The organism is Bradyrhizobium sp. HKCCYLS20291 (assembly GCF_051167715.1).
Lineage (GTDB): Bacteria > Pseudomonadota > Alphaproteobacteria > Rhizobiales > Xanthobacteraceae > Bradyrhizobium.
Map to the genome: position 1 here is coordinate 408,741 of NZ_JBNPTO010000001.1, position 15,732 is coordinate 424,472.

Sequence of the window (15,732 nt, forward strand, 5' to 3'; positions counted from 1 at the left end):
ATTGACGTCAATCGCGATGGACACGCGAGACGCGGTTTCTACCCGTGTTGTCGTGGGGCTGGGCGCGAAGTTCCGAAGCGCTCCGCGCCCGGACGCCGTGAACGGCTGCGAGGCTGCTCGAGCAGGGCGCGCAGCCGCAACGCATCGGACGGAGCCGCGCTCTTCTGGTCGTTGTCGAAGTAGACAAAGACATCGGCGCCACGCGCGGACCAGCCTTTGATGCGCTTGGCCCAATCCGCTAGCGTCGCGTCGGGATATCTGTCCTTGTAGCGGCCGCCTGGCCCATGGCCGCGCACGTAGACGAAATCGGCGGTGCGTCGCCACGGCGCCGGAGCGTCGTGATGATCGGAAAGGCACAACGAGGCGTTCGCATCTTTCAGTAGGCGCAGGACGGCGGGCGCATACCAGCTCGGATGACGAAACTCGAAGCTGTAGCGCCGGCGCCGCGGCAGCAGCACCAGGAAGGACTTCAGCCGATCGGCATCGACCTCGAATTGCGGCGGCAGTTGAAACAGCACCGGGCCGGCCTTGTCGCCGAGCAGCGCCAGCCGGCTCTCCATCAGTTCGAGACTGTTGACCGACCGCTCGGACAGGCGCTTCCAATGCGTGATGAATTTCGACGCCTTCCAGGCGAATACGAAGCCCGGCCCGGTCTGGTCACGCCAGCCGCGGACGGCCACCTCGCTCGGCGTGCGGTAGAACACGCCGTTGAGCTCGGTGGTGTCGAACTGGGTCGCGTAGTAGGGGAGCTGGTGCCTGAGCAGCAAGCCGGCCGGAAAGAACGCGCCGCGCCACGATCCGTAGTGCCAGCCCGAGGTGCCGATCATGATCCTCGTCATGCGATGTTCCTGCGTCGCGTGGTCTCAGACGCTGCGACATCCGCCAAGGTTCCGAACGGGCGCGGTGCAGGACTCGTTGTAGCACTCAGCGCGAATTGGCGACGTCGTAGCGCGGCGGCGCACTGAGCAGTTCGTTGATGTGGGCCGCAGTCTCGGCCTGGAGCGCCTTCTTCAGCATGCTGTCACGTTCGGCTCCAACCGGCAGCAGCCGTGCGGCCTCCCGGGCTTCTGCCGCCGCCTGGCGCAAACGTTCCTCGAACGAGATCGTCTGTTTGCGCCTGTTCCGCTTGACCGCCATCCCAAGACCTCCTGTTTAGCATGCGGAAGTCTCGATCAGTCGCGCCCTGCTGTCGCTAAGCCATGTTAGCGTGCACATCACGATCGGGGGACGTTGTGCGGGAACCGGCGGCGACGGGGTCAATAGTTGGAACGTTCGGAGTCGTTGCCGGGCACGCTCAGATGCACCTCATGGCCCTGCTTGATCGCCAGCGTCGCGGCTGCGGCGGCCGATTCGAACGCCGCTTCCTTGGTGGGATAGTCGCCATCAACATTGCCATCGTGCAACACGCTCCAATGGCTTTCGACGGCGACGATCGCGTATTGAGCCAGTCCCATTGCATCCTCCTTAGTCGAACGGCTGGGCAACTCGCGGATCAACTGCCCGCTGCCGTGACGCGCCACACGGTGTTGCCGACATCGTCGGCAATCAGCAGCGCGCCGGTCTTGTCGACGGCAAGCCCGACCGGCCGGCCGCGCCTCGTTCCGATCGTTGAGGAAGCCGGTGACGACATCCTGCGCTTCGCCGCTCGGCTTGCCGCCGCTGAAGGGAACGTAGACGACCTTGTAGCCGTTCAAGGGCGTGCGATTCCAGCTGCCGTGCTCGCCGACGAAGGCGCCGCCACGATAAGCCTGGGGCAGTGCATCGGCCGTGTAGAAGGTCATGCCCAGCGGGGCGACATGCGAGCTGAGCGCGTAGTCCGGCACGATCGCCTTCTCGACCAGATCAGGCCGCTGTGGCCGCACCCGCGGATCGACGTGCTGGCCGTAGTAGCTGTAGGGCCAGCCATAGAACCCGCCGTCCTTCACCGAGGTCATGTAGTCCGGCACCAGATCCGGACCGATCTCGTCGCGCTCGTTGACGACGGTCCACAAGACACCGCTTTGCGGCTCGAAGCTCAACCCGTTCGGATTGCGCAGGCCGCTGGCGAAGATGCGCCAACGGCCGGAGCTGCGGTCCACCTCGAGGATCGTAGCGCGGTTCTTCTCGGCTTCTATCCCGTTCTCGGTGATATTGCTGTTGGAGCGGACGCTGACATAGAGCAGCCGGCCATCCGGGCTTGCCGTCAGGCTCTTGGTCCAGTGGTGATCGATCGGGCCGCCGGGCAGCGACGTCAGCGTCGTGCCAGGATCCTTCATCTGCGTTTCGCCCGGCGTGTAGGGATATCGCACGATGGCGTCGGTGTTGGCGATGTAGAGATCGTTGCCGACCAGGGCGACACTGAATGGCGAGTTCATGTGGTCGATGAAGACGCTCTTCTGCTCGGGCACGCCGTCGCCATTGGCGTCATGCAGCAGGGTGACGCGGTTGCTCGGTCCGGTGCTGCCGCCCGATGTCGCCCACGATTCGACGAACGCCATGATGATGTCCTTCGGCCGCTTCGCAGGCGGAGCGGGTGGCGCCTTGGATTCCACCACCAGCACGTCACCGTTCGGCAGCGTGTACAGCTCGCGCGGATGCTGCAGGCCGGTAGCGAGCGCCTCGATCTTCAGCCCCGGAGCGACCTTCGGGGTCTCGCCTTGCTTCCAGCCGACGACGGTCGCGATGTTCATCGGCGGGACCAGATACTGCGTCAACGACGGCAGCTTGACGTTACCGCCGACCTCCGCCTTGGGGTCGCCGCCTTCGTTGCAGCCCGTCACGGTGAACGCGGTTGTTCCGAGCAGCAGCGCCGCGACGAGCGGCGCGAGACGATGTGAGGTGACGGTTCTCATTTGGCCACTCCCACGCGGCGACGGTACACCAGCGCCCAGCCGAGCCAGCCAGTGACTGGCAGGATCAGGACCGTCACCAGGGACAGGACGAGCCCGGTCGGGACCACCGACGTCCAGGCATCGCGCGAATGAATCAGGTTGTTGAAGAAGGCCAGCACCAGCACGATCAGGTTGCCGATCATGTGCGGCCAGACCGGCGTCTGCGACCGGATCAACCGGTTGCCGAGGACGTCGATGAGGCCGGCCAGAGCAGCCAGCACGCCCATGACGAGGCCGATCATCAGGAGCCAGGCCGAGATGTCCGCCCACATGATCTCGGCGGTTCGCCAATAGGTGATGTCGGTGACGAGAGCGCCGATGAAGCAGACGATGGGGAATGGCACCAGCATGGGATGGATCGGATGCCCGGCAATGGCTGCCGTCGGCTCCAGGGCGGGATGGTTCGTTTCGGCGGCCGCCAAGGCGGTCTCCTCGGAGCGTGTTGTCAGCAGGGGGCGCTACGAGACCCGGCCGCTACTAGCGTTCGAACGAAGCGGCTCCTGTTCAACCGACCATTGCCGCGTGCGGTATCGTTGCCGGATATGGTCGGCGCCGCGGCTTCCGACGGACAACCAACGAGAGGCACTAGCATCCGTTCCTGTCGCACGAGCAGAGGTCGAAGCTCTCGACGCTCGGCAAGGACGGGCGCCTCGGCGACGCTTTCGCAGGTCTCGCTCCCCGTCGGCCGAAGCCGTCGCAAGGGCGACTGGGCCGTCGGGCCACGCCGCCTCGCCGACCTGGTGCAGCCGGTCCGCGGGGTCTACCGGGCGGCGCGATAGCCTGTTAAGCAGCACGCCAGAGAGCGGGCGTGTTCGCCCGGGCAGAACCAGAGGGAAGAGCGGCAATGATTCAGACGGTCGGCATCATCGGAGCGGGCACCATGGGCAACGGCATCGCGCAGGTCTGCGCCGCCGCCGGCGTGCCGATCGTCATGGTCGACATCTCGGAGCAGGCGGTGGCACGCGGCCTGGCCACGCTGGGCTCGAGCCTCGACCGCCTGGTCAAAAAGGAGAAGATGACGGCCGCCGACAAGGACAAGGCGCTGTCGCTCATCACCGGCACCACCGACAAGGCCAAGCTGTCGACCTGTGATCTCGTCATCGAGGCCGCGACCGAGAATGAGGAGCTCAAGCTCAAGATCCTCAAGGATCTCTGCGCCAGCCTGAAGCCGGAGGCGGTGATCGCCACCAACACGTCGTCGATCTCGATCACCAAGCTTGCGACCGCCACCGACCGGCCGGATCGCTTTATCGGCATGCACTTCTTCAATCCCGTTCCGATGATGGCGCTGCTCGAACTGATCCGCGGCCTCCAGACCTCCGACGCCACTCACGCCGCGGCGGTCGACTTCGCCAAGCGGATCGGCAAGGTCGCGATCACCGCCAAGAACAGCCCGGGCTTTGCGGTGAACCGCATCCTGTGCCCGATGATCAACGAGGCGATCTTCGCGTATTCGGAAGGCATCGCGACGGCCGCCGACATCGACGAGGGCATGAAGCTCGGCTGCAATCATCCGATCGGCCCGCTGGCGCTGGCCGACCTGATCGGCCTCGATACGATGCTGTCGGTGATGGAGGTGTTCTACAACGGCTTCAACGATCCGAAGTATCGTCCGGCCCCGCTGCTGAAGGAAATGGTCGCAGCCGGCCAGCTCGGCCGCAAGACCGGCAAGGGCTTCTACGACTACGCCAAATAGCGACTTTGGGCAGCCGCTGACAGCGGACAGAATGAGCTTGCGCGACGACGGGACAATCGCCCGTCGCCACGCGGGCGAAGCGGAATAAGCTGCGAACGAGAATTTGCAGAGGACGAGCGTCCTTGCTCAGGCGACAGTATCGGCTCAGGCGACAGCATCGTCCGATCGCAACGATGCGCCCTGAGAGAGACGATAGCGCGCATTTGCGCCGAGATCGCGGATCTCCTCGCCTCGCCGCTATTATCCGAATGATCACGGCGCAGCGCCGGGCGGGCAAGGGGCCATGCCTTGCTGATGCGGCCCACTAAGCCCGGGCCCGGCGTGCCGTTCGTGGTTTGCCGCTATGCGATGGCCCGAAACGAAACTATCGCACTCAGCGGATCGGGTACGGAGGTGGAGTCATCAAACCTCCTCGTCATCATTGTATTGTTGTTCGATCGTTATGGGAGAGCCCTGGGCGTTCCTCGCGATCAACAACCTCAGCGATGGTCCTCCTGTCGAAGGTCGCTGTCAAGGCGCATCATGACGCAATGATGAATTGGTTGTTACGGCATTGCTTTCCGCGGCGACGCAGCGCAGATGGAAAAACCGAGCCACATTTGACTACAAATCAAAGGGAATGACGACATGCGTCGTGGAGCTTGGCGTGAGCCGGGTGGTGCAGGCGGTCGTGTAGTACGAATTGCTCATCGAGTTGGAAGCGGCAAGTCTATCGACGAGATGCAGGCACCGCTGCTGGTCTGCCTTCAAACCGCGTCGTTCATGTGCGATTATGGTGAGACCGGATACGCCATCGTCGGGAACCAAACGGATTTGCGGCGTCTTGTCTGCCGCGAACCAGACAGCAGGAGAACAGCGATGAAAGCAGCAACGCTCACTTTGGCCGCCCTGGCGGCGCTCGTGTCGGGCCTGCCTGCGCTTGCTGCGGAGCAGGGCGCCGCGGGTGTGGTGACGGGCATCAACCGGCTCAATGGAACCGTGGCCATCAAGCGGGTTCAGATTGGAACCGTCGGCGCCAATGCCGCCGCCGCGACCGAGGAGTTCAAGGTCAAGGACAATGCGATGATCGAGGAGGTGCACGCCGGCGATCGCGTCACGTTCTCGACGTCCGATGGCAGCGGCGTCAAGACCATCATCAAGCTCGATCGGCAGAAATAACCTCCCTGGGCTGCAAGAGGACACAATGCGACAGCGTGGCTTCCTCTGGCAAGGCGGCGCATGGTGCCTCGGACTGTGGCTGCTCGTCGGCTTCTGCAATGCTGCAAAGGCAGTGGCCGACGATCTCTACAGGGCCCAGACCGTCGTCACAGGGCAGGGCGAGGACAATCGCCGGGTCGGCTTTGCGGCCTGCCTCGAAGACGTCCTGATCAAGGTGTCCGGCGCATTCCAGTTGAGCGCTGATCCGAGGCTCGCGCCGTTGAAGGCAAGGGCCGCAGACTTCGTCACCGGTTTCGACTATCACGACCAGATGTCGGGCAAGCCGAAGCAAGATGAGCAGGGCACACGCGACCGGCCCTATGACCTCACCGTGTCGTTCGATCGCGCCAGGATCGACGATCTGCTCAAGACCTTGGGCGTGGCGCCGTGGCTCGCCCCGCGTCCGGCCGTCGCCGTCGTGGTGGTGATGACGTCGGGCAGCAGGAGTTTCCTCGTGGAATCGGATGCGCGGCAATCCGATCTGCAGCGCGACGCGTTGCGCGCAGCTGCGGCCAAGCGCGGCCTCGACATCGTGCTGCCGGCGTCATCGGCGATTGCGCAAGCCGATCTTGGCGAGCTCGGTCCGCTCGATCGTGCTCCTGCGAGTTTGTTCGAGATGCTGCCCGGCGCCGAGGCAAAGCTGTTCGGTCACCTCACCTGGAACGACGACGAGCTCGGCTGGCGTGCGCAATGGCAGCTCGAGTCGGAAGGCCAGCAACATCGTTGGCAGCAGGGCGGCGGGACCTTCGACGAGGCGTTTCGCCGCAGCCTGGGTGGGGTCGCGCAGATCCTCTCCGGCAATGGCGCGCCGTGAAGCCGGCCGGGAGCCATGTGCGGCGACTGACTTGGTGGAGATCTTGGCTCACGCTGCACGTCCTTGTCGCTGACGTCCCGCGAGATCACCGACTTTCTCGCGGCTGCATTGAGGCACCCTGCGATTGCCGCGTCCATCGCATCGCCGCGAGGTTGCCGCGATAAGCTGCCACCATCTCGGTCGATCACACGTCGGAGCGAGCAAGCCTGCGCATGCGGACACGCGCGTCGCTCCGAACGGACAGGAGGTGCTCGTGGTGAAGCTCAGAACGTGTCTTGTCGCCGCATTGCTGATCGCCGCCCCCGCATCGATGGCGGCGGCCGCTCCCGGTCTGGTGCGCAGTTCGGCCACGATGCGCGCTGGACCCGGCTCCGGGTTTCCGGCCGTCGAGCGCATTCCGGCCGGCACGCGGGTCACCATCCATGGCTGCATCGAAGGTGGCGCTTGGTGCGATGTCAGCTTGGCGGGGGAGCGCGGGTGGGTGGCGGCAAGAGCTCTCGCCTATCTCAACGGCCAGTCCTACGTCTATCTCCCCGAATACGTGGAGTATGTGCCGGTCGCGCCGTTCGTGCTGACGACCTATTGGAGCAGCTTCTATTTCGGGCGTCCCTGGTATCATCGCCACGCGTTCTGGAACCGCTACTGGCACCGTCAGCCGCCCGTCATGGCTCAGACTCCGCCGCAGCCCAACATGGGTGCTGCCGGCCCGAGCCCGGGCGGGGGCGCACATCCGGTGGGCGCTCCAGGGGGGGGCGTGGCCGGATCGCCGGCGCCGGTCGCTGGCCGTCCCGGAGTGCGGCCGGTCGCGGTCGCCGTCTCTCCCACCGGTGGTCCGCCGCAGGGCGCGCGCGCGCAAATGCGGATGGTCGGCGGCCTGTCGCAACTTGGCGGAAGTCATCATCTCGGAGGCAGCGCGATGATGAATGCTCCACGCGGTGGCGGGAGCGGCATGCGCGGCGGCGGTCGATCCGGGGGCGGGGGCGGTTTTCACCGCCATTGACGTCGCCCGCCAGCGGGGCAGGCGAGCGTAGGGTCGTAGCGGCGCGCGTCCAGCCGGTGGCGAAAGCCGGGACGATGACTACATGCGAGTCACCAGCATCTGTGTCATCGTTCGTTCGTCGTGAAAAAGCTCGTGCTCGTCTTCCTGCTGCTCATCATCGCTCCGCTCTCGCTGTCGGCCGCGAACTATCTGCGCGGCGACCGCCGCGGCAATTGGCAGACCGCGGATCGCTCGAGCGCCGGCCTGCTGCCGTCGCCCCAGGATCATGCCGACGCGATCGTACGCGTGTTCGCTGCGCGGACGGTTCGCTGGCGCGGGATCTTTGCGGTCCACACCTGGATCGTGGTCAAGGAACAAGGCGCGGCGCGCTATACGCGCTACGACTACACCGCTTGGGGCGAGCCGGTCCGGGTTGACGGCTTCGCGCCGGACGGACGCTGGTTCGGAGCTTTGCCGGAGACTGTTCTGGCCGTGGACGGCGACGACGCCGAGCGCGTCATCCCGAAGATCCGCAAGGTGGTCGAAACCTATCGTTTCCGCTCCTATGGCGACTACAACGCCTGGCCGGGGCCGAACTCCAACACCTTCGTGCAGGCGGCCTTGAATGCCGTCCCCGAGTTGAACGCCGTGCTGCCGCCGACTGCGATCGGCAAGGACTTCCCCTACGAGCGGTGGTGGGGACGCACGGCGTCCGGAACCGGCCTGTTCCTCTCGCTCGGCGGCTATCTCGGACTGACGGTGGGCTGGATCGAAGGTTTCGAACTCAACTTCTTCGGCGGCGTTCTCGGCGTCGACATGCGGCGGCCTGCACTCAAGTTGCCCGGCATCGGGCGCCTCGGCATGCCGGTGGCGTGAGGCCGACGCTCTTGTGGTACGGCTGGCATGTCGCTTGCTGCGGAACTTTCTCGGGCGCATGCAATGTCGTGTATGCGCCAGAGGAGGCTGGCGATGAGCACGTTGTTTGCGATCTGCACGACCTATGAGGTGGAAGATGGTGGGGCGCGGGCCTTCGTCCTGCAGCGACGCGAGCCCGAGGGGGGCGCCAAGCCGTGGCCGATCCTGGTCACGCGGAAGGGCAACAATTTCTACGGCTTCGAGAATGTCTGTCCGCACGAGGGCGTGCGCCTCGACAAGCAGCTTGGCGAGGTCATGGACGACGAGGGCAATTTCCTCAAATGCAGCCAGCACGGGGCGATGTTCGATCTCGACAGCGGACAGTGCTTCGCGGGGCCTTGTCAGGGGAAGGCGCTGACGGCGATCGAACTCGTCATCGACGACGGGGACATCTGTCTGTCGGACATCGATCTCGATGAGGAGGATGGTCTCGATATCGACGATCCCTCGGACACCGTCCCGGAGGTGCATATCACCTCCGACTGATCGGCGGCGGCCCCGCCAGGCGTCAGCGCTTCTTCCGTTCGGCGCGGCTGTAGTTGCTGAAATGGCCCTCGCGGGCTGCCTGGGCCCGCGCCGCTTTGATCAGGCCAGGGCTGCGCGCCGGGGGCGCCGGCAGCGATGGCAACCGGACGAGCTTGCGGCCGCCGCAGGTCGGGCATACCGGCTTTTCCGAGATCCCGATCAGGAGCTCGACATCCTCAGCGCAGGCTGGACAATGAAAGCTGTAGAACGGCATGGCGCATCCCCTCGTTGGCGGGATGGGCATTGCATGAAGCGGGCCAGCATCGAGACCGCGCGGAACGCAGCCTTCGCGCCTCGATCACGCTCATTCGCATACGAACGGCGTCTCTTGGCTCCATCGTCTGTTTCGAATGCGACGAAGCCTGCGTCTAACAGTCGACATGCTCTCGCTCATATCAAGCCGGCGGCTGGCTCCGAGCAGGATACCAGCCGCCCAGGGGATCATGCGTGTGTCTTGGGCACGTAATTGCCGGCGACGCACTTGTAACTCTGAAGACGCCACTCGTGATAGGGACCCTTGGACATCCAGTCGGCGATTCCGATCTGCGCGTTGACTGCGCATGATGTCATCGTGATGCCGGACATCTCGCTGTTGGTAACGACCTTCTCCATGCAGAGCTGGCCGTTGCAGAGCATTGCGACGAGAGTGACGAGCACGTTGATTCTGCCTCCAAAGAGTTGGACCCGGTGAGGACTACGAAAGCAGAGTTCATGCCAACGGATGAATCCAGGCCGCTCAGCTACGGAAAGGATTGTTACGGTGTTACCTCAGGGCGACAGATGCGTGATGAGATCGCCGCCGAGGTCACGTTGAGTTCGCTGCTGCCCGTGCTCCTGCGGTGCTGATGAGTTACGCTGTTGGTGGTCGTGCGGCAGCTGTCTGCGATGACTGCGGGCAACCGCATTCAGTGATGTCAAACAAGCGGCAGTCGCTGCTTTTTCTGCAGCGCTCCTGAGCGGCCTTTCGGATAAGGCGGCAGGGCTGAGTTACCGCCGGGTTCGAATTCGGACTACGGCGGGCAGGGTTCACACGCACGTGAGCGGCTCGCCGTGCCCTCGGGCTTGCGCGCTGGCCGAACGGTTCCGTAGGAAGACGGGATCATTCTGGGGGAATTTCATGACTGCCGATTTCACGCGTCGTGCGTTGCTGAAGCTGGCCGGCGTCTCGTCGATGACGCTGGCTGCGATCGCCGCGGCCCGGGCCGAAGGCGGAGAGAGCACCATCGCTGGCCCGACCTTCGCCAGCCGCACGCCGATCCGCATCGGCATGGTCACCTTGCGGGTGAAGGATTCGGACAAGGTTGCCGCCTTCTATCGCGACGTGATCGGCCTTTCGATCCTGCAGCGGACCGAGACATCCGTCCGCCTGGGCGCCGGCGGCGTGCCGTTGCTCGAACTCGAGCCGCGGCCGGGCGCTGCCCGCGAATCGCCGCGCGCCGCCGGCCTGTTTCACACCGCGTTCCTGATGCCGACCCGCAAGGACCTCGCGCGCTGGCTGGTGCATGTCGCGCGCAACCACACGCCGCTGACCGGCTTCGCCGATCACAATGTGAGCGAGGCCGTCTACCTCGATGACCCCGAGGGCAACGGCGTCGAGGTCTATGCCGACCGGGCGCCGGAGCTCTGGCAGTGGCAGGACGGCGTCGTCAGAATGGGCACCGAACACCTGGACATCGACGACCTCGTGGCCTTGACCGATACGCGCACCAGCAACTACGCCGGCGCGCCCGACGGCCTGCGTATCGGCCATGTGCATCTGAAGGTCGGCGACATCAGCCAGGCGAGCGGCTTCTACACGTCCCTGATCGGGCTCAATACGACGCGGACGATCGATCGCGCGGCCTTTCTGTCGTCGGGACGCTATCACCATCACATCGGCGCCAACACATGGCGCAGCGCCGGCGCAGGCCGTCGTGACGATGGATCTACGGGTCTCTCGTGGTTCTCGTTCGAGGTGAAGGGCGAGGAGCTCCTCGCCGGACAGGAGGCGCGCTTGCGCCAGGCGGGGGCGGCGCTGGAGGCGGTGCCGAACGGGTTCGAGACGGCAGATCCGTGGGGCACCAAGGTCAGGCTGATCCGGGTGTGATCGCAAGCCGCGCCTCAGGCCTCGTTGAGGCCGGCGCCGCGATCGGTCAGCACCTTCTGGCCCTTGGCGGTCAATTCGTAGATGTCGCCGTCCTTGGCGACGTAGCCGTCGCGGATCAGGCCGTCGATCTCGTCCTGACGCTGGGGCGAGAAGGCGATCGCCTGGCCGATGTCCGAAAGCGTCGCGATCTGGTCGTCCGTCAGCATGGCCATCCTCCCGTTGTTCATCCGAACGCGGCGGCGTCTGGAATGTTCCGGGAGGCTTTGCGCTAGGCCTTGGCGCTAGGCCTTGCGCACGAACTCCGACTTCAGGTTCATCTGACCAATGCCGTCGATCTTGCAGGCGATGTTGTGGCCGTCGCTGGCTTCCTGCAGACGGATGTTGCGCACCTTGGTGCCGCCCTTCACCACCGACGACGAGCCCTTCACCTTGAGGTCCTTGATCACGATGACGCTGTCGCCGTCGGCCAGCACATTGCCGTTGGCATCGCGGATGCTCGTATCGTCCTCGGCCGCGGCCGGCGCAGTCCCGCTCCATTCGTGACCGCATTCCGGACAGACCCACAGCGCGCCGTCCTGATAGGCGTGCTCGGAGCGGCATTGCAGGCAGGTCATTGCGTCGGTCATCTCATCCTCGGGCGCTGGCACAAGCGTGGCGCAGCGTTAGAGGCTGGCATGGAACCGGGCAAGGAAAATCGCCTCCGGCAGCAGTCACAGCGCGCGTTGCAGAGCCATCGCGCGCTGTCGTTGTCGAGATGTCGCTGGCCGAGCGTGCCTCGTCTCACGCCGCCTTCTTCTCGGGCGTCTTCGCCGCCGGCTCGGCCGCGTCCATCGCCCGCAGATAGGTATCGAGCAGCGTCTCGTGCTCGTCGCGCTCGTCCTGGTCCTGCTTCCTGAGCTTGATGATCTCCTTCAGGATCTTGACGTCGAAGCCTTCGCCCTTGGCCTCGGCGAACACTTCCTTCTTCTGCTCGTTCAGCTCCGCCAGTTCGCCGTCGAGGTGCTCGATCCGCTCGACGAAGGACCGAATGCGCGCGCCGGGAATGCCGATCTCTGACATGGTGACTCCTGTACTAATGGGACTGCGAAAATGCGCGGCAGTTCGTTGCCAATGTCTTAACGCGGAGGCCTTGCCCACAGCGGCGCGTCCGACGTGCTTAACGCGGAACCGGGCGGCCGCCGGTGCCGCCGCATGGTTAAGGAAGAATTTGTGTAATTGTGTCATTCTGCCACTTTACGGTGTGTGAGGCGGCGCGTGATGAAGAAATCGGTCAGCACCCTGCTGATGGTGCTCCTGTCGGTCCTGGCGGCCGGCATTCTGTTGTCGACGGCGATCCTGATGAGCGGTGCTGCGGGACGCTATCGCGAGAGCGTGGCGACGGAGCAGCTCACGGCGGCCGACAAGGCGATCTTCCAGAACGTTCTGGTGATGCGCGCCCATCGCGGCGACATCCAGAGCGTGCTGCTCGCCGAGGACGATCCGCGCGCCAGGCTCACCGAATACCAGGGCATCGAGGCCAAGGGCTACGCTGGCATCGCCGCCGCGCTCGCCGGCGTGGACATGCCCGAGCGTGACGATCTCGTGGCCAGGCTGAAGGCGAACTGGGACGCCACCGTGCCGCAGTTCAAGCTGCTGTTCGACGAGGCCGCCAAGCCTAGGGCGGACCGGGTGCTGGGCCGCACCCAGGCGTGGTACGACGCCATGACCAAGACGCTGGACACTGCCAACGCCGCCTCGCTCGCCGTGTCCAACCGCGCCTGGATGACCGATCCGGCGATCGCCAAGATGGTGCAGGCCCGCCGTCTCGCCTGGCAGGTCCGCGACCGCTATGGGCTGCAATGCTCGGCGCTGCGGCCGAATATCAATTCCTCCAAGCCGCTCGACGACGCCCAGAAGGCCACCATCGCGCAGTGGCGCGGCACGGTTGGCGCCGGCTGGGCGGGGCTCGACGACCTCGTGGCGGGCGCCGGCAGCGCCGAGCTCGCCCCCGTCATCAAGTCGTCGCGCGCCGAGGTGGAGGCTGCGCATCAGCGCATGGACCAGCTCGCCAAGGGCTTCGACGGCAACGGCAAGCCGGCGATGCCGGCACCGGAATGGAATGCGTTCTGCCAGGGCCCGTTCGCCGGCATCATCGCCATCGGCATGACCGCGCTCGACGGCGCCATCGCGCGGGCGGAGGCGATCAGGGCGGCGGCGCTGACCAGCCTGATCATGCAGTCGATGGCCTTCGTCATCGCCTTGCTGGTCGCGGCCGCGGCGCTGCGCGCGGTGCGCGTCCGCCTGGTGCGTCCGGTCGCGGCGCTGATGCAGGCGATCGATCACATCGGCCGGCGCGACTATCAGACGAAGGTGCCGCAATTCGCCCATGCTGACGAGTTCGGCGCAATGGCCTCGGCCCTCGAAGGCCTGCGCGAGAGCGCCGCCACCGCCGAGCGGCTGGCCAATGAGCGCGAGCACGACCAGGGCAAGCGGCTGGAGCGCTCGCAGGCGATCGACAGCGCCTGCCGGAGTTTCGACGACACCGTGCAGGCGGTCATCGTCAGCATGGGCAACTCCACCGGCCAGCTCGATCAGAACGCCGGCGACGTGCGCAAGCTGGTCGACGAATCGACCGAGCAGACCACGGCCGTCGCCAGCGCGGCGGAGACCGCAACGACCAATCTCGAGACCATCGCGGCCGCCACCGAAGAGCTGACGGCCTCGGTCTCCGAGATCGCCTCCCAGGTGCAGGCCTCCGCAGCCGATGCGCGCCAGGCGGTCGAGCGGGCGGCGCAGACCAACGCCACCGTCGAGATGCTCGACCGCGCCGCCAATCGCATCGGCGAGGTGGTCAAGATGATCACCGCGATCGCCAGCCAGACCAACCTGCTGGCGCTCAACGCCACCATCGAGGCGGCCCGCGCCGGCGAGGCCGGTCGCGGCTTCGCGGTGGTCGCCGGCGAGGTCAAGAACCTGGCGTCGCAGACGGCGACCGCGACCGATGACATCACAAGGCAGATCGCCGAGATCCAGGCCGCTACTGGCGAGTCGGTCGAGGCGATCCGCGGCATCAGCGGCAACATCGCCGGCATCGACGAGAAGATGACGGCGATCGCGGCCGCGGTCGAGCAGCAGCGCGCCGCCACCACCGAGATCTCGCGCAACTTCCAGCAGGCCGCGCAGGGCACGCGCGCCGTGACCGACACGATCGGCTCGGTCGCAGCCCTCAACCGCCAGACCGGCAATGCGGGCGCGGCGATGGTCGATTCGGTGCGCCGCATGTCCACCGACGCCGACCGCTTCCGCGTGGCGGTGGAAGGCTTCCTGGGCACGGTTCGGCGCGCGTAGCATCGACACAAGCAGCCTCGATCCCGCGACGCCTCGAGCGCCCGGGTATTGCTCATTCCAGGCCCTCATGAAGTGAGAGGGCGCAGGGAAGGCCGGGTGCAGGCCGCACCCATGGCCCGCCTGCGAACAAAATGCAGGCGGCAGGAACCACAGGATTGGCCGAACATCCGGCCTTCCCTGCGCGACGGTTTCTACCGGCTTATACGTGCTCTCCTCGGTGCGCCGGGCTTTCTGGCCACCGTCGCCAGCGCGATGCATGAGCATCGACGCCGGCTTGACCTCAGCGTCGGGAGGTCAGGACCACACGATTTCGCCGTCCGCCACAGCACCCGTCGTCTGCGCAAAAGCACCGGGCCCGCGACGTCCATCGCATCCCGCCCTCCACGCCCGTGACGACCGCGAAGCGTCCCTCTCGTGAGGACAGGACGCACCCAGGAAAACCGAAATTCTGTAAATGCGAAAGCGTAATCTTTTTCGCGGCGGCACTGGACAGGGGTGATGCCGCTGATCTGCCGGGTGAATTTAGTTTTTGCGCGCAGGGCCGTTTTGGTGTCAAACCGCGGTGTCGCGGCTCGCCCGGCTTGGGCGTCGGGCAAATCAACCATGCCGAAGGCAGAGCAGGCTTCCAGATGACGGAGCAGACCAACGCTCACGACGCGCTCGACCAGGCGCTGCTCGCGCTCGACGACCGGGCCATGGTCCTGGGGGAGCTCGACGGTTTCATTGCCGGTCTTCTCGTCCTGCCCGAAGATGTGCCGCCCGGTGAATGGTTTTCCGCCGCGTTCGGGCTCGGCAAAGGTCAGCGCTCGGTGTTTGCGAGCATCGACCACGCCAATGCGGTGCTGGACCTCGTGATGGCCTATCATGACGAGATCGCACGGACGCTGAAGGCGACGCCGGAGCTGTACCAGCCGCGCTTCCCCGTCGAGGATGACGGCGACGTGATCTGGGAGCTGTGGATCGAGGGCTTCGCCATGGCGGTGGAGCTGCGTCGCGATCGGTTCATGGCCTATCGGCAGGTCGGCGGCGAGGTGGCGGGGGCTGCCCTGAGCATGATGATGGCCATCGATACCGTGTTCGACGAGCACAGCGATCCGGTCGAGCTCGGCAAGCTCGGCAACAAGATGGCGGCTCTCGTGCGAGAGTCCGTTCTCACCCTCTATCGCCATCGGCAGAGTGGGGCGCCTCTGCCCGGCACACCCGCATTCGCCGAGCGGGCCAACCCGTTCGCCTCCTTCGGCAAGGTCGGCCGCAACGATCCCTGCCCGTGCGGTTCCGGCGAGAAATTCAAGCGCTGCTGCGGCGCGAATTGAGGCGGCTCCG

Annotated in this window: 17 protein-coding genes and 2 pseudogenes; 9 read left to right on the top strand and 10 right to left on the bottom strand. The window is 65.6% G+C overall.

The features are described 5' to 3' along the window. Window positions 1–38: 38 nt before the first annotated feature. The 5 genes and pseudogenes from ACQR07_RS01940 to ACQR07_RS01960 all read right to left on the bottom strand — a co-directional run bounded on the left by ACQR07_RS01940 (window position 39) and on the right by ACQR07_RS01960 (window position 3,292). Window positions 39–839, bottom strand: coding sequence for a DUF72 domain-containing protein (locus tag ACQR07_RS01940; RefSeq protein WP_434900683.1), 801 nt, complete (start codon window positions 837–839; stop codon window positions 39–41). A gap of 85 nt (window positions 840–924) precedes the next feature. Next, window positions 925–1,137, bottom strand: a complete 213-nt coding sequence (locus tag ACQR07_RS01945; protein WP_434900684.1) for a hypothetical protein — start codon at window positions 1,135–1,137, stop codon at window positions 925–927. A gap of 119 nt (window positions 1,138–1,256) precedes the next feature. Continuing rightward, window positions 1,257–1,454, bottom strand: a complete 198-nt coding sequence (locus tag ACQR07_RS01950) for a hypothetical protein (protein ID WP_434900685.1) — start codon at window positions 1,452–1,454, stop codon at window positions 1,257–1,259. A 38-nt stretch (window positions 1,455–1,492) separates the two neighbouring features. After that, window positions 1,493–2,831: pseudogene (locus tag ACQR07_RS01955) on the bottom strand (PQQ-dependent sugar dehydrogenase). Beyond that, window positions 2,828–3,292: a DUF2231 domain-containing protein gene (locus tag ACQR07_RS01960; protein WP_434900686.1), complete on the bottom strand. Its 465-nt coding sequence runs from the start codon at window positions 3,290–3,292 to the stop codon at window positions 2,828–2,830. Before ACQR07_RS01960 ends, ACQR07_RS01955 begins: the two are co-directional and overlap by 4 nt. Window positions 3,293–3,675: 383 nt before the next feature. Between ACQR07_RS01960 and ACQR07_RS01965 the strand changes: the two are divergent. The 6 genes and pseudogenes from ACQR07_RS01965 to ACQR07_RS01990 form a co-directional block, all read left to right on the top strand. Beyond that, window positions 3,676–4,566 (top strand): annotated as a pseudogene (locus tag ACQR07_RS01965) (3-hydroxybutyryl-CoA dehydrogenase); the annotation flags it as partial. 858 nt (window positions 4,567–5,424) lie between these two features. Then, the gene (locus ACQR07_RS01970) at window positions 5,425–5,724 is read left to right on the top strand and encodes a copper-binding protein (RefSeq protein ID WP_434901041.1); all 300 of its coding nucleotides are present in this window, start codon (window positions 5,425–5,427) and stop codon (window positions 5,722–5,724) included. A gap of 25 nt (window positions 5,725–5,749) precedes the next feature. Beyond that, window positions 5,750–6,577, top strand: coding sequence for a DUF2066 domain-containing protein (locus ACQR07_RS01975; protein ID WP_434900687.1), 828 nt, complete (start codon window positions 5,750–5,752; stop codon window positions 6,575–6,577). Between the two features lie 256 nt (window positions 6,578–6,833). After that, window positions 6,834–7,577, top strand: coding sequence for an SH3 domain-containing protein (locus tag ACQR07_RS01980; RefSeq protein ID WP_434900688.1), 744 nt, complete (start codon window positions 6,834–6,836; stop codon window positions 7,575–7,577). Window positions 7,578–7,709: 132 nt separating this feature from the next. Then, window positions 7,710–8,432, top strand: coding sequence for a DUF3750 domain-containing protein (locus tag ACQR07_RS01985; RefSeq protein WP_434901042.1), 723 nt, complete (start codon window positions 7,710–7,712; stop codon window positions 8,430–8,432). 93 nt (window positions 8,433–8,525) lie between these two features. Beyond that, window positions 8,526–8,957, top strand: coding sequence for a Rieske (2Fe-2S) protein (locus ACQR07_RS01990; protein ID WP_434900689.1), 432 nt, complete (start codon window positions 8,526–8,528; stop codon window positions 8,955–8,957). A 22-nt stretch (window positions 8,958–8,979) separates the two neighbouring features. Here ACQR07_RS01990 and ACQR07_RS01995 read toward each other — a convergent pair whose 3' ends face one another. Further along, a complete protein-coding gene (locus tag ACQR07_RS01995; RefSeq protein ID WP_434900690.1) occupies window positions 8,980–9,210 on the bottom strand; it encodes an FmdB family zinc ribbon protein in 231 nt (76 codons plus the stop codon). A 227-nt stretch (window positions 9,211–9,437) separates the two neighbouring features. Further along, the gene (locus ACQR07_RS02000) at window positions 9,438–9,653 is read right to left on the bottom strand and encodes a hypothetical protein (protein ID WP_434867106.1); all 216 of its coding nucleotides are present in this window, start codon (window positions 9,651–9,653) and stop codon (window positions 9,438–9,440) included. Window positions 9,654–10,113: 460 nt separating this feature from the next. Here ACQR07_RS02000 and ACQR07_RS02005 point away from each other — a divergent pair, with 460 nt between their 5' ends. Beyond that, the gene (locus ACQR07_RS02005) at window positions 10,114–11,082 is read left to right on the top strand and encodes a VOC family protein (RefSeq protein WP_434900691.1); all 969 of its coding nucleotides are present in this window, start codon (window positions 10,114–10,116) and stop codon (window positions 11,080–11,082) included. A gap of 14 nt (window positions 11,083–11,096) precedes the next feature. Here the strand turns inward: ACQR07_RS02005 and ACQR07_RS02010 are convergent, their stop codons facing one another. The 3 genes from ACQR07_RS02010 to ACQR07_RS02020 all read right to left on the bottom strand — a co-directional run bounded on the left by ACQR07_RS02010 (window position 11,097) and on the right by ACQR07_RS02020 (window position 12,141). Next, window positions 11,097–11,288, bottom strand: a complete 192-nt coding sequence (locus ACQR07_RS02010; protein ID WP_434900692.1) for a hypothetical protein — start codon at window positions 11,286–11,288, stop codon at window positions 11,097–11,099. Window positions 11,289–11,363: 75 nt separating this feature from the next. Further along, window positions 11,364–11,708 carry a zinc ribbon domain-containing protein YjdM gene (locus ACQR07_RS02015; RefSeq protein ID WP_434900693.1) on the bottom strand — a complete coding sequence of 115 codons (345 nt, stop codon included), beginning with the start codon at window positions 11,706–11,708 and terminating at the stop codon, window positions 11,364–11,366. 154 nt (window positions 11,709–11,862) lie between these two features. Further along, entirely contained in the window at window positions 11,863–12,141 is a 279-nt protein-coding gene (locus ACQR07_RS02020; protein WP_434900694.1) for a DUF2312 domain-containing protein, read from the bottom strand. 198 nt (window positions 12,142–12,339) lie between these two features. Between ACQR07_RS02020 and ACQR07_RS02025 the strand changes: the two genes are divergently transcribed. Beyond that, entirely contained in the window at window positions 12,340–14,409 is a 2,070-nt protein-coding gene (locus tag ACQR07_RS02025; protein WP_434900695.1) for a methyl-accepting chemotaxis protein, read from the top strand. Window positions 14,410–14,798: 389 nt separating this feature from the next. After that, complete coding sequence (locus tag ACQR07_RS02030) at window positions 14,799–15,722, top strand: UPF0149 family protein (protein ID WP_434900696.1); 924 nt, start codon at window positions 14,799–14,801, stop codon at window positions 15,720–15,722. The last annotated feature ends 10 nt before the right edge of the window (window positions 15,723–15,732 follow it).